The sequence below is a fragment of the Halomonas sp. Bachu 37 genome (assembly GCF_039691755.1).
GTDB classification, from domain to species: Bacteria; Pseudomonadota; Gammaproteobacteria; order Pseudomonadales; family Halomonadaceae; genus Vreelandella; species Vreelandella kashgarensis.
In genome coordinates this window covers 2,456,109-2,474,130 of the sequence record NZ_CP137552.1, presented here as the reverse complement: position 1 = coordinate 2,474,130, position 18,022 = coordinate 2,456,109, and the positions used below count along the sequence as shown (strand labels likewise).

Below are 18,022 nucleotides of genomic sequence, written 5' to 3'. Positions count from 1 at the left end.
CCGCGACTCGATTTACCTTCGACATCAAGGAATGTACGTGGCTTCCTCTGCTCACAGTTTTCAGGCGCTGGTGCGCCTTTTGCACTACGCCAAGGGCTATCGGCGGCGCATCATTGCCGCCACCGTCTGTTCGATCATCAACAAGTTGTTCGATATCGCCCCGGAAATCTTGATTGGTGTGGCCATCGACGTGGTGGTCAATCAGGAGCAGAGCTTCGTGGCGAGCCTGGGATTCGAAACGCCCCAGCAGCAGATCGCCATGCTGGCGGGGCTGACGTTCTTCATCTGGGCGGGGGAGTCGCTGTTCGAGTACCTGTACCAGATATTGTGGCGCAACCTGGCCCAGCGCCTGCAAGCGGATATGCGCCAGGACACCTACGAACACGCCCAGCGGCTCGACATGGCATTCTTCGAGTCGAAAAGCTCCGGCCAGCTCGTGGCCACCATGAACGATGACGTCAACCAGCTCGAGCGCTTTCTGGACGGCGGTGCCAATTCGCTGATTCAGGTAATCGTTACGGTGGTTGCAGTTGGCGCGGTTTTCTTCGTGCTTTCGCCGCTGATTGCGCTGCTCGCCTTCACGCCCATCCCGCTGATCATCTGGGGCGCCTTCTTCTTTCAGCGCAAGGCCGGACCGCTCTACAGCGACGTGCGCGAAAAGGTTGGCGACCTGGCCAGCCGGTTATCCAATAACCTCAGCGGTATCGCCACGATCAAGAGCTTTACCAGCGAAACCCGCGAAGCCGAGCGCCTGCGCGACGTCAGCGAAGCCTATGTCGAAGCCAACCGCCGGGCGATCAAGGTCAGCTCGGCGTTTATTCCCGTGATTCGCATGGCGATACTGGCGGGCTTTCTTGCCACCTTCACCGTCGGTGGCATGATGGCGCTCAACGGCTCGTTGAACGTCGGCGCGTACGGCGTGCTGGTATTCCTCACCCAACGCCTGCTCTGGCCGCTAACCGGCCTGGCCCAGGTGATCGACCTGTTCGAGCGCGCCATGGCCAGCACGCGGCGCATCCTCGACCTGCTCGAAGTCCCTATCACCGTCAGGGACGACAGCACCACGCCGCTCACCCAGCCGGTGCGTGGCGAAGTGACCATCGACGACGTGAGCTTTCACTACGCCACCAGCCATGTCGGGGTCGAGGGCATACACTTGCGTGTGCCCGCCGGCAATACCCTGGCCTTGGTGGGGGCGACGGGGTCGGGTAAATCGACGTTGATCAAGTTGCTGCTGCGTTTCTACGACCCCGAAAGCGGGCGCGTGCTGATCGACGGCCAGCCCATCACCGAGGTGAGCATGACCTCGCTGCGCCAAGCAGTTGGCCTGGTGAGCCAGGATGTGTACCTGTTCGAAGGCAGTATTCGTGACAATATCGCCTACGGCAAGCCCGACGCCGACGATGCCGCGATCATCGACGCCGCCAGGATTGCCGAGGCGTGGAGCTTTATCGAGACGTTGCCCCAAGGGCTGGATACCGCGGTAGGGGAGCGGGGCGTGCGCCTTTCCGGCGGCCAGCGCCAGCGGCTTTCGCTCGCCCGGGCGCTGCTCAAGGACCCGCCGATTCTGGTATTGGACGAAGCCACCAGCGCGGTGGACAACGAAACCGAAGCGGCCATTCAGCGCTCGCTCACGCGCATCGCCCACGGCCGCACGGTAATCATGATTGCCCACCGCCTTTCCACCATCGTCCACGCCGATGAAATCGTGGTGATCGAGAAAGGCCAAGTGGCGGAGCGCGGCACCCACACGAGCCTCTTGGCTGCCAATGGTCACTACGCCGCTCAATGGCGCGTACAGACCGGCGAAGCCCAGGCCGGAGATGTGGAAGCCCTGAGCGTTTAATAAGAAATCATGAGCGTGTAAGAAGCCCAGGGGCGATAGGTGCGGTGTGCCCCTGGCGAGTGCGAACCGTCAGCGGTTGATCAGCAGCGCATCCAGGGTGACGGGCACATGCTCGCCGATCTGCTGGTAGCCCAGCAGCGACAGCACGGTGCGTACCGTATCGTTCTCCATCAGGGCGTTGCCATCCAACGCCATCTGCTCGGCGTGGGTCACGCGTATCTCGTTCAGCCCCTCGCGGGTGAATCGCAGCGGAACGGATTCCTCCTGATCCACCAGATCGCTCTGTACGCGAAACGTCAGGGTCTCCACCAGCGACTCGCCGATATCCAGGCCATCCAGACGCTCCGGCGGCATTTGCGCCACCAACGTGACCAGGGTGGCATTCGTCAGCAGGCCCGCCCACGGCGGCAGTTCGCCAAGCCGCTCGAGTACGTCTGTCTGGCTCAGTTTCAAGGGCAGGCGCAGGGTGCCGTCGCTTGCGATATCGCCCTGCAGGTCGCGCACCTGATGGTGGTGGGTTTGCGGCGCCTCGCCGTTCAACTGGGTAATCGACGCCTGCACCCGCGACTGGCCGGGGTCTAGCTGCCAGTCCGCGTGTACCGGCACCGCCAACAACAAGGGAAATAGAGCAATCAAGGCTTTCACAGCACACCTCCGCATAGAGAACTCACCACCAGACTCCAGGGCCGGGGAAAAGTGCCCCAGAAATGCCAAGCCCTCTCAATGTAGCGCAATGGGGCTAGCCTCGTACCGCCACATTCGCTATCATATGCACGCTTTTCGGGCCTATAGCTCAGTTGGTTAGAGCAGGGGACTCATAATCCCTTGGTCGTAGGTTCAAGTCCTACTGGGCCCACCAATTAAATCAATTGGTTACAGAGATAAGAGCTTCTTTTCATCAGTGCTTGGTTGCCATTTGGTTGCCAATGCGCGGCAGATTGGCAACCACACTGTCCCATCTTGTCGGGTCGGCGTGGGCATAGCGACTGGTCACCGTCAGTGATGAATGCCCCAGCAAATCCCTGATACTCGTTAATGACTCCCCCTTGCTGGCGAGTAATGAAGCGTAGCAGTGCCGCATATCGTGAAAACGGATGTCCGGCCGCCCAATGGCTTCTCGGGCTCTTTCAAACGCTCCCCTGACTCTGTCTCCTGTTGTGTCAAACGGTAAGCTTTCCGTCAATGGGAGCGCTTCTCCTGACAGCGGAATGACCCTGGGCTTGCCGTTTTTCGTCTGGTTGGGTTTGAGCACGATTCGACCGTTGTAAACATTTCTCGGCTCCAGTGCCATCAGTTCCCCGCGTCGCATCCCCGTCAGCATGGCCAGCAAAATCACCTTTCGTTCGACCTGATACCGCTCGGGTACGGCATCAAGCAGTTCGGCAAGCTCCAGTTCGGAGAGATAGACGTGGCGCTCATTTTTGGGTGAGGGCTTACGTAGCTTTCCGTCGAGTGGCAAGTCGATCCAGTCCCATTCCCGATACGATAGCGAAAGCACTCGTTTGACGACCTGAATCCGGTTGTTGATGGTTGACTGAGCCAATCCCTTCTCTTTGAGAGCTTTCTGCATCCTTCGGGCGGCATCTAGTAGTTCTTGGCTAATGATGATGCCGGGGGCATGCTCATCCATCCATCTGGCGACCAATAGGATGTGCTGCTTCTGGGAGCGAACGTCGTATTCGCTGACCATACGCTGCAGCCCCTCTGAGAAGGTGTATTTGGGCTTACGCCCCATGACACCATTGAACTTATCTTCTTGGCGTTGAGCTTCTGCCTTTAGTGCGTACTGCCTCGCTTCTCCTTCTGTGCGAAAAGTTCGCTGAGTACGTTGGCCGTTGATCCTTGCGCGGACAATCCACGTGTCACGGTCCTTTCTTTTTGAAACGGTGTATCCCATTCTCGATCCTCCTTCCGTTGAGGATCGCGCCTGCATCCTCTAGCGTACTCCTCAATAACCTCATGCTCAAAACGTATGGCTTTGCCAAATTGAATGAACCCGATACAGTGTTTGTTGCTGTAGACCCAGCTGAGGCTCATGCCCAGCCTTTCAGCGACCTGCTCGGGACGTAGTAGCGCTCTGGCCATTGTTGTCCTCCCTCCTCATCGGCTTGATGAGTGGATTTTCGCAACCTGCTGTCAGCCGCGTACCGGTGCTGCTTAATCTGCTTTAAGGATTATGTGTCTATCTTGACTAATGCTAGGTGGGTGTGATGAAGGGATTTTTGACGAAAGAGGGTATGAGCGCTGAAGCTCACTGGCATATTGGCCTGACTATTAGGTAGGAGAAGGTGAAGTGGTGACTGTGGATTCTTGGCAGATAATTTATGATCAAGCAGGTGATCTAGTTGATGCTATATTGCATGAGCAACCGAAAAGTGAATTCGATGCGATTGATTTTGAAGATGCAATAAATAGCAAAGCAGAGGAAATTATTTGGCGAGGAATCAATCCCGAAGATGATTGGTCTGCAATTATACGACCTGTTAAGGAGGGAGTTAAGCTTGATGATAAAATTGACGAGCACTTCCATGTTGCCTTGCGTCAGGGGGTGTTTGTTCGTTTGCTTTATGACGGTGACATGCAAAATATAATAAAATATTACACTGACAGTTCGCAGCCGGGAGAATTGTTTAAAGTTGGTGCAAAAATGGTTTCAGCCTTTTCTTGTGCGCAACAGCATGCAACAGCTTGGCGGCTTTTGAATGAAGTTAGAAACAAAAGCTATGAGTTAAGGCAGGAAAAAGCTCAAGCTGCGCGTAATGAGAAAAAGGAAGAGCGAGAAGTCCTGCTGCGTGGTTTAGTGAAAGGAGCGCTCTCGAAACGTCCAGCCAACGGTTGGCCTGGGCATGTTAGAACGGCGCAGACGATTGCCAAGACATTGTTCCCTCTTGTCGACGAATATAACCTTCTGCTACCGAATGACAAAGACCAGCTTTCTGAGCAGATTGAAAAACTCATCTGCCATGAGCCCAACTTGCGAAAGGCCTACAATGAAAATGCTAAGGAGCCGCTTGAAGAGCCAGTGAAGACACGCAAGATGAAAACAATAACTCTGGCTGTTAATAGCCAAGTGGAGTGACCTTGTTGTAGACCAATTCGCGCAGGGCGGCTTGAATGAACTGCTCTGCCTGACCATTGATCCGAGACGTGTAAGGCCGGGTGCGCTTGTGCTTCAGCCTGAGTCGCCGGCACTACCTGGCTGCTGCCCGAAGGTACCGACGGGGCAGCGCTCTAGGTGCGGCTGTTCCCGTTCAAAACGCCGCCGATGTTCCCTGTCCGTGCACGGAGCTGGCTGAGTGGGCTGCGAAAGGCCAGCTTGGTCATTCTAGCGGCCAACAGGAATGTCCCATGGGCCATTGAGCTGACTGCCGAGAGCTATCGCAGCCTGCGCTCGGACGCCATCGCCAGCGGCCCTCACCGACCTGCTCGGCGAGGAGAGCTACTGGCTGAAGCAAAAGACTATCCACTGACGGTCACGGGCGGGTCATCTTTGTTGACTACTGAGAAGGTGTGGACGGAATCTTGGACTATCGGTAGAGGTAGTCTATGTACACCTACGAATAATGCATCAAAGCCATGAAGCTCTACATCAAATACGGCAGGAGGCTCTCGGCAATTTAACTGTGACTTGAGAGCGTGCCTGAATCGTATACTCATGGTGGGCTTGGCAGGCAGTGCTGCAGGGGCTTAAATCAACCATCCTCAGATGGGTAGCCCTTGCCGCCCCGTAGGGCGGCAAGAGGAAGTGAATATCAGAGCATGCTCAGGTCCGGCGGCCCCAGCCAAGGCGCCAGGTCGATGTAGCGCGTTCGGTTGTGAGTAAAAACTACCACCTGCTGCTGGGCAATAAGCACTTCCAAGGCGGCCTTGAGGCGCTTCCTATCGCGCAGCTGACGTGGGGCGCGTTGACGCACATCGTTGTACCGCATGATACGCCAGTTGAACTGCCGGAGCTCATTGAACCACTCATTCAGTTGACAGGCATCCTGCTCCTCTTGGGGAGGTGGCATGAACACATGCTGGAAGTGGCCGGAGTAATAGAGACTGATATCCATTGCCATCAGCACCGTCTCGGGGATGATGCCCCCCTCATAGCCCTCGAACAAATGTATCAACGCCGCTACGCGAGCCACGTTTTCCGCAAGCTTCGAACCATGATCGGGGCATGCCTCGAAATACCCGCCTGGGCCCATCTGTCGCTCGATCTCATTGGCCACCTGTACCCAACAAGCCGCCCCCTCTTGTGTGAATTCCAGTTCCTCACGCGGCGTTTCAGGTGCGTGGGCCAGGATCAGGTTTTCCCGCGTCAAGGTGTCCAGGCGTGCCTCAGCTTGCTCCCAGGCCTTCCATTCCGGGGGGGTATGCAGCGAGTAGAAGCGCTGACCGCGGACCGATGGCGGTGCGCAGACGAGAAAACGGGCGAGCATGCCAGAGTCCCTTGCCTGCTGACCTTGTGTCTCCATGTATTTTTGCAGGATGCCGGGCTGCACCATCAGCAGCAGCATTAGGCGAGCATCATTCAGCACAATATCTTCTTTGGTGGCTCGTGTGATTACCGTGCTACCGCCACTCCAAAGTGAGTTGAGGTGGCTGCGTGCCCGGTTCATGGCGCCCTTGAAAAAGACTTCCGCCTCGTCTGTGGCCAGAGCTGCGCTCGGAATCGCCGTTTCCAGCCCCGAGAAGAGCGCTTCCGGTGTAGTGTCTTCATATAGCAGCCGGAACTCGCGGGGCGGCTCGGGACGACGCTGATGCAACTCACGTAGCGCTTGACGCTCACGCTCCGCCGTACCGCCCTTGGTCTGCTTGCGGTAGATCGCCTGGGTCAGCACTTTTTCTTCAGTGCGCCACTCTTCCAACTCTCCATGATAGGCATCCAACCGCCTGCGCCACTCACGGCGCTGTTGACGCTGCGACTTCTGAATGACATTGAGCACTTTGTCGTAAAGCGGCGATTTGCCTTCACCGGAGCCGGCTACACCTAGGATGTTGATCGTGGTGGGTTTGACCGCGCCGTAGGGCATCTTCAGGTCGTAGCGGCCTTGGCCACTATGCTGACCCCTGCTAGCAGGGTCAGGACGCTGAGATCTATCGACACCTGACAGTTCTGACTGAGCTCATGGCTGGATCGCCACAGTAAAGTGGGGGCGAGTCGCTGGGCATTGAAGTGGCCGGGAGCAGGTAGTATCGGGTGTAAGGGATAGCTCATTGTCACTCTCCTATAAGGGTTGGGGTGTGCCACCAGACCTTGTCCAGTGGCAGGGCAGAGAGTGACGCTTTCAGTGCAGCATGGAATCGGCACTACTTGAAAAGCGGAAGCTGATAAGTAGGGCTGTTGACATTGAGCAGAAAATGCTATCTAGAAATGAGGGCTCCAAGAGCTTAAGCGCAGTCGATGCGGTTATTCTGGCTATTGGTAGCCGAAATAACCGATTCCCAAGGGAGGTTCGGGTCTGCGCCACATGCTTATGAGCATCTGGCTCAGGCAGCGGTTAAAAAATACACAAGAATATTTGGTTATATACTTTCTTCTTTCTAGACTTTTTTGCTTGGCGCTGTTTGACCTGCCACGTGCTTTGCCACCAAGAGTGGACGCGGTTCAGGAACTGGATGATCAAGGGACCCCCCGCAGGCTCACAAACGCGCAGCCCGCGTAGCGGGGGGCCGTAGTGGCATTTCCAATGCGGGTTATCGGGATGGCATTTGGAGTGGTGCCCGAAAAGGCTAGGCTGAGTCATGGCCGTCTCCTGGATTATGTCTGAATGCGGATACGCACGGGCAAGTACCAGCCCCCAGGGGCCGTTCTCGTCGGGGCAAGGCAGGGGGTCGGGTCATCAGGAAAAGCGCACCAGGCGTGTCATGCCGGTGTCACTTGTCGGGTAGGTATCGCTAAGGCACATGAAGGATAGGCTGGCTCATGGCTGGCCAGCCCATTAAGGGATGCATAAATAACCCTGTAAGAGCGAGTCATCCATCATCCCGAGCGCCCACTCCTTGTTAAGACGCTTCTTTTCTGTTTTCTATGCTGATAATCCCTCAAAGGATGCGCTGAGCGCCGATCCGAGAGGGAAGGTAGAGCCCATGATAGGAGGAAGCAGCGATAACGCCTCACAGGCGCTCTCAGCCAGGCTGCGTCTGCCCGTGCTATAGGCGGCTACCATCGAAGCAATGCACGCCCTGGCCAATGGGTTTGGAATAGGCCTTGCACAGGTAACTGGCCGCGTAGAAGACCTCACGGAATGCCGCTCGGTCACCGCGATGAAAGTAACGCACCGCAGATTTATCGGTTAAGCGGTCTTGGGTCACGTTAACCAGGCCGCCCATCTTTTCCAAAGGCCAATTGATTGCCCAGGCCCACGCCCGCACCAGACGGTGATACAGGCAATCACCGTCATAAGCTTCGTCACTCCCGTCCATGTAAGCGCTCAACGTCCCGAGGCGTCGGAGCGCGTTGCCATTGAAGAAAAGCAAGGCGTGATAATGAGGCTTGTCGCTGGTGTCCTGTTCCCGGCACCAGATATAGCGCATGTCCGGGTCATGTGTGGTCTTGATCAGCGTCAACTCACAGCTCAAAAAATATAGGAAACGGCTTATCACGGTATTATGGGACGTTAGGCTGCTGGCAGGCAGGGCCTCGGGGTAACGCAGATCGAGCGGTACTGCCAGAATCCGGCTGTGGGCATCGCGAGCTTGCTTCATCACCCGATAGGTCTTTTCCAAATAATTGGTGATCAGGGGCCCACAAGTCATTTGTACCGACATGTTGTGAAACTTCGGGAAATGTCGGAGACGAAGCTGAGTGTTGTCCCGATGGCGTTTACGACCGTGCAGAAAGGATTGGAAAGGTGAACTCATCGTGGTGATCTCCTGACACGCGCCCACGGGCAGGCCCACGGCGCTAGGTGTATGGTCCCGGGAAGTAGTGGACAGGGTCATCATGGAATCTCTCCGGGTCATCCTGCCAACGTTCGAGAATGAAACCAATGGGCGTTTTTCCCTTGAGCGCACGAAGCGGTCGAGCACTGTTATACGCCCAGAGATAGTCCTTTAGATGGGTACTCAGCTCGCCTAAGGTGGCGTAATGAAAGCTTCGGACGGTCGCTTCCTTGATGGTGCGATTCATCCGTTCAACCTGCCCGTTGGTCCACGGATGGAAGGGGCGTGTCAGGCGATGTTCGATGCCATGCTGGTGGCAGACCACATCAAACCGATGCGGCTTATAGGATTCTGTTCCGCGCCGTTTAGCGAACTGCGAGCCGTTGTCTGTCAGCACGGTATGGACCTGGTACGGCAACTGATGCAGCGTGTCTTCGAGGAACTCAGCCGCCTGTTTCCGCTGGGCCTGGCGATAGAGCCGGGCATGCACAAACTTGGAGGTACGGTCGACGGCCACGAACAAATACGCCTTGCCCTCGCCGGTGCGGACCTCGCAGATGTCCATATGCAGGTAGCCGATCGGGTAGTGTTTGAATGATGGCTTGTCCGTCGTCTCATCGGTCTGACGAGGTCGCTGGCTGATACCGTGGCGTGCATACAGCCGATGCAGGCTCGAACGCGTCAGATGAGGAATAAAGCGCTGAAGCGCGAAGAGGCAGTCATCCAGGGCCAACCAGGTGGTGCGCCGAAAGGTGATCGCCGCCGCCTCCTCAAGGTCCGACAAGGAGGTAGAGCTTGGTTGCTTGGGGCCCATGCGTTCATCTTCCACGGAACTGCGATGCCGCCACTTGCGCACCGTTTTGGGATTGAGGTTGTAACGGCGGCTCAGCTCCGCGATCGAAGCTGACGATCGCTGTATGTCTTTTCGGATGGCGTGCGTGGTCTTGGCGCGTTGATGAAGTACTTGAGCCATGGATCCTCCTCGGACAATGGTTCGTACCATGGACCATTACACCCCGGGACTAAACAGCTAGGCCGTGTCCCAGACGTGGCGGTGTTGGGGTTAAAAAGCGAAAAGGGCCATGCACGCCAGCACGAGACCGCGCTTACAGGCGGTCGTCGTTTAAGGCGTTAGGCGGGGATGCCCCAAGGGGCGATACCCAACGTGGGGGGTGCTATCAGGTATACGTCGGCTTATGGGTAGCCACGGTAGGTGAGGGGTGACACAAGGGGGCACGGTCGCTTTGGGGAGCGACCGCTAGTGGGCACTGGTCATGGACCTACCGTTTTCTTATCGATCCTTCTTACGGGTATCGCTGGATACCTCGCAATCGACTTAGCCCAGGGTGGTGATTGGTTACAGCGCTAGAGGGGATAGGTCGGAGGCTAGGGGCCTCCTTCCATGATGGTTACCCCTACGTTAGCTGATGCATACTACTATTAACCGAGCAGATATCAGGCGTGAGGCAGATAAGCCATGAAAGCGAAAGCCACGTATGGCAAGGGCTGTCAGCGTGTGTCATCCACTTTTTTGTCCTATTTGTCGTTAAAAAACAATTCCATTTTTATCAGTGAGTTAACCGCAGGCTGAAAAGCCTGCCACACGTTCACAGGATGAGACCCGCCAGTAAAAGTTATTTCAGATCTATATCACCTGGGGGATAGCACTCGGCTATCGATGTACGTTCCGTATCCCCAGGAGAGACCGATGACACGGTGCCCTCACTGCGGTGTCACGCCGCAATCCTCGTTTGCGTCCTTCGGGAAAGTGAATCACACCGGCTTTTGTGGAAGCCGTTTCATTTTAAGTCAGACCGCCATGGCCTGAACAGTTTCTATCAATAAAGGTTGCGATCCAGGTTGGGTCGCAATGGCTCAGAACATGTCACACGCCAGTAAAAATTCTCACCGGATGGAGGAATACAGCGACAACAGCCTATTCCATCGCTGTGTGCATGCTGCGTCCTGGGCGTAGTGGCCCAATGAAACCGGACGCTAACGACCTTCAGCGGAGTAGGTGTTGTTAGATTTTGACATGCTCAAGGATTAAGGCCACCACGAAACCTGGTGTGATTTAGAACATTGAATAACGGTAAAAATCCACCTGGTGTAAAACCAGTCTGCGCATGCATGACGGTGAAAACTGTGCTCAACATTATTTGAGACCTATATCACTCCTGTGACCCCCAGCCCCTGGGATCTTCTCATTCACAGGAGTGTGCTCCATGCCCCCACCTTGTTTACGCTGCACAGCCCCACGCACGTTTAATCTTGAGACAGCCCGACAACTCAGCATTGCCAGTGGCGCACTGCTGGGTGGTGCCGTCGGGGCCTATCGCTCGTTCAGTTCCGATGGCACCCCTGACCCTGCTTCGCGTTTTCCACTTGCCAAATTATCTATGGCGGTCATGGGCGGAAGTACCGGTGGGTTAGCGGGCTCTCTCGCCGTGCAACGCTGTTTCTCTCAATGGATGCCGCCCGGTGAAGGCACGCCCTGGCTGTGCTTGTCGTGCGGCTATGCCTTTCGTCAGCCGACGCCCTCGGTGGCCTCCCCCTGACCCTCTCGCCGCTTGGCGGCTAACCCTCTTTCTTGCCCAACCTAATGCGCTGGCTGTCCGCTGGCGTTTTCGTGTTTTAAAGGAGTCATTTTCATGGCACACCTCGTTGAACAAATGGCCTACGTTGGCGATACCCCCTGGCATGGCCTAGGGCAACAGCTTTCCCGCCACCAACCGCTGGACGTCTGGCAGCAACAAGCCGGGATGGATTGGCACATCGAAGAGGCGCCGGTGCGCTTTATTGCCGAAGGGGCGAGCCACCTAGGCAGCATTCACTCCTTCCCGGAACAGAAGGTGCTTTACCGTTCCGATTCCAAGGCGCCGCTGTCGGTGGTGTCGCAGCGCTACAAGGTGGTGCAGCCCGAGGAGATTCTGGAGTTTTACCGCGACCTCACCGAATACGCCGGCTACGAGCTGGAAACCGCCGGGGTGCTCAAGGGCGGGCGCAAGTTCTGGGCCTTGGCGCGCAGTGGCCTGAGCACCTCGCTCAAGGGCCAGGATGAGGTCAATGATTATCTGCTGTTGGCAACATCGTGCGATGGCACGCTGGCCACCATGGCCACACCCACCACGGTGCGAGTGGTGTGCAACAACACCCTGCAGATTGCCGTGAATGGCACCACGCAAGCGGTGAAAGTGCCCCACCGTTCTGAGTTCGACCCCAACGCCGTGAAGCGTCAACTGGGAATTTCGGTCTCGCAGTGGAACGACTTCATGTACCGCATGAAGGCCTTGGCCGAACGCGAGATCAGCCACCGTGAAGCCCAGCACTACTTCCAGTCGGTGATCTGCGGTACCCAGACACCTCTGGACGATCCATCCAAGCTGCCCAACTATCGGGCGCTCAACAAGGTCCAGACGTTGTACCACGGCGAAGGACGCGGCTCGCACCTGGTTACCGCCAAGGACACCGCCTGGGGCCTGCTCAATGCCGTGACCGAATACGTGGACCACGACAAACGCGCCCGCAGCACGGACACCCGGCTGGATTCCGCCTGGTTCGGGCAGGGTGCGCAACTCAAGCAACAAGCGCTGGATGCTGCGCTTGAGCTGGTGGCCTGATGTTGTCTCCGGCCTAAGGAACCGCTGATCAATTAGCCTCTGAGCGACTGAAGGACTCAGAGTAGCAAAATCACCGAGTCAGCGATCATTTTCTAACCACCTTAGGTGGTCTGTTTTTCCTGCCAGCCGGACTATCCGGCTGACAGGGCAGATTCAAGGCGCACTGGCCCCGTCAACTCGGCCTTCGCATCGTGTCGCCAGTACCAAATTGGCCAGTCCGAACAGGCTGAATAGCTGCGCTTGGTTCTTGGCCAACCCCTTGTAGCGCACCTTGCGGTAGCCGAAGAGGTTCTTGATGACATGAAACGGATGCTCGACCTTGGAGCGGATGCTGGCCTTGGCCTTCTCGATTGCCAGCAGCAGCGTTTTCATGGGGCTGTCTTCCATCTTCTTGATGGGGCTGCGCTTGGCGGCAACACAGCAGCGGGAGGCCGGGGCATCCTTCTCTTCGTCCAGATACTTCCACATGCCGGTGTAACCCGCGTCGCCGTATACCTGCTTGTCATCGTCTCGGACCAGCTGGTTCACCATGGTGACATCGGCGACATTGGCCGAGGTGGCAGTGACACTGTGAGCCAGCCCGGTGACGGCATCAACGCCGATATGAGCCTTCATGCCAAAGTAATACTGCTTGCCCTTCCTGGTCTGCTTCATCTCCGGATCGCGTTGCTTGGCCTTGTTCTTGGTGGAAGGCGCCGCCGCCACGATGGTGGCATCGACAATGGTGCCCTCGCGCATGAACAGGCCCTTCTCGGTCAGATGGGCATTGATTTCCTCGAAGATCCGCTGGGTCAGCGCATGCTTCTCCAACAAGTGGCGGAAACGCAGCAGCGTGGTCGCGTCCGGCACACTCTCGATGGCCAGGTCGATACCAATGAAGTCACGCATGGCCTGGCTATCGTAGATGGCATCTTCGAGCGCCTCATCGGCAAGCGCGTACCACTGCTGCAGGAAGTAGATCCGCAGCATGCGCTCCAGGCCGATGGGGGGCCGGCCGCGCTTGCCTGCCGCGTTGGGAAAGTAGGACGGCGACAGTGCATCGATCAGCCGTTGCCAAGGCACTAGCGCCTCCATCTGGGCCAGGAACCGCTCGCGGCGGGTGACTTTTTTCTTGTTCTGGTGCTCGGCTTGGGCAAACGAGATCTGCTTCATCGGGTGGCTCTGTCAGACGGTGGCAGGAAGGTCAGATTATACCCCGCCGGTACCAATCAGGCAGCTGCGGTGGGATTTGTGCAGCGTTTCCCTAAGAGACAAATTTCCTTGAATGATATAAAAGAAATTTGTATTGGAGAAAAATCTCAAATTTTAGTAAACAAACAAAAATTCTTCAAAGGCAACATCGTAGACCACTTTGCCCTTTTAACTATAACTTCTCGGATTAACGCAGTACTGAACGAGTTACGAGGCATAAGCGATAGCCAAGACACCGGCATACGCAGTAGTGAAAATAGTAATAAAGCATTTAACCCACAAGGCTTAAATAAAAAAAATACGGCTTCTACGGACTCCTATGGCCTCAATTTCATTGCCCATGATGAATATTTCTCAGCAATAAAGAAAATTGACAATATTAACAAAGCATCATCAGTAGTTGATGTGTTTTTTGGAGGATCAGATAAGGAGCGTCCTATTACAAAAATAAATGAGGACTTTTCAAAAAATATATACAAATCAGTTATCGATTTTAGGCGTTCTTTTGTTGAGGAAGCAGGCATTATCAAGTTAGCTAACGATCTGACCACATTCGAGGTTAGTTGCTATACTTCCGCTAAGATATTAGAGCAATTAACCAAGCATTCGATCCATGAAAGTGTTTTTTCAAGCATAATTGAAAGAGCGCTTCCAGATGCTTTATTCATAAATTCTGAACAGATGAGCAACTTAACAAGTTCTATAATAGATAAGTATATGCAAGAAAAAAATCCTTTATTCTTATTTACCTTAAGAATATTTATCAGCAACAAAGAAACGAAGCTTCTGGATAGTATTGAACCTTACTACCATCACATTACAGACCTAGATAGTGGTGAAGCCAACAAGCAAATAATGGATTTTACTTCACATAACGAAAAACGTCTAGACTTATTTGACAAAAAGGTTAACGATCTTACGAGTAAGTTTGTCTCCAACACTTTAAACACAATATATAGCAGGTAGTTCTAAAAAGCCCATCAATCCACTCGCTTTTAGTATAGAATGATGGGCTTTTAAGGTGAACACTCCTAAGCCCTCTGGTTTAAAGCTACTTATTAACGCTTTTCTTACACTATTTAATATTCAGTAAACTAAAACTAACTCTATATTACTATTCAGTTCCTCTATAAACACCCCATTTCAGCAATCGAGATGCACCCCTCATTGCCGACCACCACGTGATCTACTACGCGTATATCCACTAGCCCCAAGGCTTCCTTAAGCCGCTCAGTGGTACATCGGTCTGAATCGCTGGGCTCTGGATCACCACTAGGATGGTTGTGAACAAGGATAACGGCAGCTGCGTTGTAGGCCAAGGCTGCCTTCAGCACTTCACGAGGATAGACGCTGGCGGCGTCAATGGTGCCCCTAAAGAGCTCTTCAAAGCGTTGAAGTGACCCCCTCCAAAGCTGCACAGGCTATAGTGCAGCTATCAGGAGGACGAGATGAGCAACGAACCCACCGTCAAACGCTGGACCGCCAAGCGTAAAGCCGCCGTGGTCATGGATATCTTCAAGGGCAAGACCACCGTCGCTGAGGTGGCTCGACAGCATGACCTCACCGTCTCCGAAGTCGAGGGCTGGATCGAAGAGGCCCAACGCAACATGGAGAACGGGTTCCGAGCCCGGCCCAAGGATATCCGTGAGCAGTACGAATCCGATCTGCGGGAAACCAAGGAGGCGCTGGGCGAGGCTCACCTGCAGATCTATGCATTAAAAAAGTGGCGCCGCCTGCTCGACGAGGACGACAACTCGTAGTGTCGTTGCAGGCGGAATTGGCCAACGAGGGCCATTCGGTATCGCTATCCAAGCTCTGTCGCTGGCTAGGCGTACCCAGGCGGAGCGTCTATTACCGGCCCAGGAGACGGCAGCGCTTGATCAATACAGAGCTGGAAGCGCGCGTAAAGCTGACCTTGGAACGCTTCCCCACGTATGGTTATCGACGATTGGCCTGTGTCCTGGGCGAGAATCGCAAACCCGTACAGCGCATCCTGCAGCTCAAGGGCTGGCAGGTGCGCAAGCGTCCCCAAGGTTTTCGGCCTCGTGCCAAGAGCTTGCCATCAGTGACCACGCAGCCTGATGAGCGCTGGGCCACTGACCTTACTCACGTCTGGTGCGGCAAGGATCGACGGGCCAGCCTGGCAGTCATTATTGACTGCTGCACGCGGGAGATCCTCGGTTGGCGATTATCGGACAATGGCAGCAGCAATACAGCGGAAGCCGCCCTGGAAGAGGCCCTGATCCAGCGACTCGGCGCTCTGGGACGAGTCCATCAGCCTCTGGCGCTACGCTCGGATAACGGGCTGGTTTTCAGCAGCCGGCACTACACGGCGACGGTGAAGGCGTATGGCCTGAGCCAGGAGTTCACGACGCCGTACACGCCAGAGCAGAATGGCCTCGTAGAACGCTTCTTCCGTTCATTGAAGGAAGAATGCATCTGGCTTCATCGCTTCGAGTCACTAGGCCAGGCAAGAGCCGTCATCGGTCGCTGGATCCGGTATTACAATGAAGAGCGGCCGCATCAGTCCTTGGGCTATGTGGCACCCAAAGCTCACCCGGCATTAGTCGCTTGAGGTGAGCAAAAACCAGGGGGTCATTACAGCGTATTACACGGTGTTGGCTATCGAGAAACAGCACGCTAAACACTTCGTGCTCGTAATCCTGTAATAGCACCTGCAGATGCTCAAATGCCTGGGCAGGCTGAGTAATCTTGCGCCCTTTGGCCAGTCGGCGGCGGGCAAAGCGCTTGGCCATGCTGATGATGTCGGCCTCGGTGACCGGGGCCGTGACATGATAAGTCCCGGCCACTTCCCCGGCTTTGAGTTTGGTATGTGTCATGGTTCCCTCCAAAAAATAAAATGCCGGGGGTTGGCCCCGGCGTCTATGGCGTGAAGTAGCGTGTTGCGTCGTGGTATAGGGCTCGCGTCACGCGGCCATCACCTGGGCCAGGCGACGATCCATTTCCTCGTGAAAGGCGTCGACCCGTTCGGCAATGCGGCGAATCAGGATGTCGTCGCGATAAGCCCGCTTGATAAACAGCGGCATACCCGGCCAGTAGCTCACGAAATCAATCCATTCCCGCTCGCTGACCCAGAGCCCGCCTTGGCATTGGGCGATGTGTTCTGTCGGGATCTCGCCGTTGAGCAGTACCTCGATCTGGTACTTGGGCAATTTGGTCTTGATTTCCAAAAGGCCGTTCTCGCCCACCAGACTATCGGGCGAGTAGCCCACGCCCTGGTTGAGAATGAGGCCGACTTCCCGGGCCTCGGGTTCGCCGGTGGCGTCCTGGTAGAGCTCTCGGGCCACGCCTTCCAGTGCATGCCCACGGCGGGTATGGACGTTGCCTTGAAAAGGCTCGGCCAATTCGCCGGTAATCCGTTCGCCCATCAGTTGGTACATGTACGAAAAGGCCCCGGTGCCAAATCCCCCGGGGCCCTTGCCCTTGACCAGCAAGGTCTTGAGTTCCGACATGGTGACGCGCCCTAAGCGTGCGGCTAGCCAGTCGGGGGAACCTTGCTCCATTGTCAGCAGTTGCATGGGGTCTCCTTTTAAAGCGGGATATAGGCAGGCTATTGAATAGCGCGCTTGGAAAGCGATGCCCGCAGCTTGTCAAAGTCAGCCTGGGGCACCTGGACCGCCGCGCCGTACTTGCCGCTGAACCACTCCTGGGTCGTGGCCGGGCATTGGCTGATCAGGCGCTGGAGTTGCCCCGCCTGGAAGGGGGTGACGCTCTTGATGCTCCCGGCTTTATTGCCATTGTCGTCCTGGCCCCGGGTGGTGATATTGAGCAGAGCACACAGCACATAACGCTTGCCATAGCTGGTGGAGGAGCCGAATGCCTGCACGGCGTTCTTGTTGCCGCTCATGTCGGCGGGCAGCAGCATGCCGGTCTCTTCCCGGTGGCCGTCTTTATGCATCAGCACCCCGGTGATCTCGATGCCACGTTCCTGGGTCTGAATGCGAAAGCTCACCGCAAAGCCGTGCTTTTGCATGATCGGCCGGACGGTATCGACGATATCTTCCAGGGTGGCGTACTTGCCGTTATTGCCTTGACCATGTTCTTCAATGCTGGGCAGTTCAGTCTGCATGGCCGCCATAGCGGCGCTGTAGGCCATCATGGCCTGGCGATCCAGCACGCGTTCCTGCATTTGCAGCAAACGCTCCATCTTGTCGATATCTACGTCCGGATTGAGCGCGGCACGCTCGATCACCTGAATGATCGCGGTGCTATCGGCGGTGGTTTGAGCATCCTGAGAGACCGGTGCATTCGTCGGGGTGGCCTCTGCTTGAATGGCTGACGGGGAGGTTTTGCGGGCAGAAGAATTTACCACATTAGTGCGCTGTGCCATTGGGCACCTCCTGTACTGTCAAATCGGTAACGCCGGGCCAAGAAATGCCCATGTGTGGATGAGATCGTGAAAAGGGAAGGGTTTAGTCAGGAAAATGGTCGGCCAGCTCTGAGGGATCGATACGTTCCAGTCGAAGCTCTG

15 protein-coding genes, 1 tRNA gene and 2 pseudogenes are annotated in these 18,022 nt (G+C 55.8%); 7 read left to right on the top strand and 11 right to left on the bottom strand.

The features are described from left to right. Window positions 1–31 precede the first annotated feature (31 nt). Window positions 32–1,846 (top strand): ABC transporter ATP-binding protein, encoded by a 1,815-nt coding sequence (locus R5M92_RS11435; protein ID WP_346796068.1) that lies wholly within the window; start codon window positions 32–34, stop codon window positions 1,844–1,846. Between the two features lie 69 nt (window positions 1,847–1,915). On the opposite strand, the gene R5M92_RS11430 is transcribed toward R5M92_RS11435, so the two are convergent. Beyond that, window positions 1,916–2,491 carry a hypothetical protein gene (locus R5M92_RS11430; RefSeq protein WP_346796067.1) on the bottom strand — a complete coding sequence of 192 codons (576 nt, stop codon included), beginning with the start codon at window positions 2,489–2,491 and terminating at the stop codon, window positions 1,916–1,918. Between the two features lie 137 nt (window positions 2,492–2,628). Here R5M92_RS11430 and R5M92_RS11425 point away from each other — a divergent pair. Continuing rightward, window positions 2,629–2,705: transfer RNA gene (locus R5M92_RS11425), tRNA-Ile, on the top strand. A gap of 39 nt (window positions 2,706–2,744) precedes the next feature. On the opposite strand, the gene R5M92_RS11420 is transcribed toward R5M92_RS11425, so the two are convergent. Further along, entirely contained in the window at window positions 2,745–3,743 is a 999-nt protein-coding gene (locus R5M92_RS11420; protein WP_346796066.1) for an integrase, read from the bottom strand. A 396-nt stretch (window positions 3,744–4,139) separates the two neighbouring features. Between R5M92_RS11420 and R5M92_RS11415 the strand changes: the two genes are divergently transcribed. Further along, window positions 4,140–4,925 (top strand): hypothetical protein, encoded by a 786-nt coding sequence (locus tag R5M92_RS11415; RefSeq protein ID WP_346796065.1) that lies wholly within the window; start codon window positions 4,140–4,142, stop codon window positions 4,923–4,925. Between the two features lie 673 nt (window positions 4,926–5,598). On the opposite strand, the gene R5M92_RS11405 is transcribed toward R5M92_RS11415, so the two are convergent. The 4 genes from R5M92_RS11405 to R5M92_RS11390 all read right to left on the bottom strand — a co-directional run bounded on the left by R5M92_RS11405 (window position 5,599) and on the right by R5M92_RS11390 (window position 9,692). Beyond that, window positions 5,599–6,867: a YfjI family protein gene (locus tag R5M92_RS11405; RefSeq protein WP_346796064.1), complete on the bottom strand. Its 1,269-nt coding sequence runs from the start codon at window positions 6,865–6,867 to the stop codon at window positions 5,599–5,601. 2 nt (window positions 6,868–6,869) lie between these two features. Next, the gene (locus R5M92_RS11400; RefSeq protein WP_346796063.1) at window positions 6,870–7,052 is read right to left on the bottom strand and encodes a hypothetical protein; all 183 of its coding nucleotides are present in this window, start codon (window positions 7,050–7,052) and stop codon (window positions 6,870–6,872) included. 935 nt (window positions 7,053–7,987) lie between these two features. Beyond that, window positions 7,988–8,698 (bottom strand): YagK/YfjJ domain-containing protein, encoded by a 711-nt coding sequence (locus R5M92_RS11395; protein WP_346796062.1) that lies wholly within the window; start codon window positions 8,696–8,698, stop codon window positions 7,988–7,990. Between the two features lie 43 nt (window positions 8,699–8,741). Further along, complete coding sequence (locus R5M92_RS11390; protein WP_346796061.1) at window positions 8,742–9,692, bottom strand: IS481 family transposase; 951 nt, start codon at window positions 9,690–9,692, stop codon at window positions 8,742–8,744. Window positions 9,693–11,370: 1,678 nt separating this feature from the next. On the opposite strand from R5M92_RS11390, the gene R5M92_RS11385 reads away from it, so the two are divergent. Further along, entirely contained in the window at window positions 11,371–12,339 is a 969-nt protein-coding gene (locus tag R5M92_RS11385) for a DUF932 domain-containing protein (RefSeq protein ID WP_346796060.1), read from the top strand. A 153-nt stretch (window positions 12,340–12,492) separates the two neighbouring features. Here the strand turns inward: R5M92_RS11385 and R5M92_RS11380 are convergent, their stop codons facing one another. Further along, a complete protein-coding gene (locus tag R5M92_RS11380) occupies window positions 12,493–13,491 on the bottom strand; it encodes an IS5 family transposase (RefSeq protein ID WP_346795917.1) in 999 nt (332 codons plus the stop codon). On the opposite strand from R5M92_RS11380, the gene R5M92_RS11375 reads away from it, so the two are divergent. Then, complete coding sequence (locus R5M92_RS11375; protein WP_346796059.1) at window positions 13,468–14,496, top strand: hypothetical protein; 1,029 nt, start codon at window positions 13,468–13,470, stop codon at window positions 14,494–14,496. The two genes, R5M92_RS11380 and R5M92_RS11375, sit on opposite strands and share 24 nt — an antisense overlap. Window positions 14,497–14,657: 161 nt before the next feature. On the opposite strand, the pseudogene R5M92_RS11370 reads toward R5M92_RS11375, so the two are convergent. Continuing rightward, window positions 14,658–14,921 (bottom strand): annotated as a pseudogene (locus tag R5M92_RS11370) (JAB domain-containing protein); the annotation flags it as partial. A gap of 57 nt (window positions 14,922–14,978) precedes the next feature. On the opposite strand from R5M92_RS11370, the gene R5M92_RS11365 reads away from it, so the two are divergent. Both R5M92_RS11365 and R5M92_RS11360 read left to right on the top strand, forming a co-directional pair. Next, a complete protein-coding gene (locus tag R5M92_RS11365) occupies window positions 14,979–15,290 on the top strand; it encodes a DUF1153 domain-containing protein (RefSeq protein WP_295713727.1) in 312 nt (103 codons plus the stop codon). Beyond that, window positions 15,290–16,105: an IS3 family transposase gene (locus R5M92_RS11360; RefSeq protein WP_346796058.1), complete on the top strand. Its 816-nt coding sequence runs from the start codon at window positions 15,290–15,292 to the stop codon at window positions 16,103–16,105. The genes R5M92_RS11365 and R5M92_RS11360 overlap by 1 nt, the downstream gene beginning before the upstream one ends. Before the next feature lie 28 nt (window positions 16,106–16,133). Here R5M92_RS11360 and R5M92_RS11355 read toward each other — a convergent pair. The 3 genes and pseudogenes from R5M92_RS11355 to R5M92_RS11345 all read right to left on the bottom strand — a co-directional run. Then, window positions 16,134–16,370: pseudogene (locus R5M92_RS11355) on the bottom strand (DNA repair protein RadC); the annotation flags it as partial. An 87-nt stretch (window positions 16,371–16,457) separates the two neighbouring features. Continuing rightward, window positions 16,458–17,069 carry a lambda exonuclease family protein gene (locus R5M92_RS11350; protein ID WP_346796057.1) on the bottom strand — a complete coding sequence of 204 codons (612 nt, stop codon included), beginning with the start codon at window positions 17,067–17,069 and terminating at the stop codon, window positions 16,458–16,460. Window positions 17,070–17,101: 32 nt separating this feature from the next. After that, entirely contained in the window at window positions 17,102–17,881 is a 780-nt protein-coding gene (locus R5M92_RS11345) for an ERF family protein (protein ID WP_346796056.1), read from the bottom strand. Window positions 17,882–18,022 lie beyond the last annotated feature (141 nt).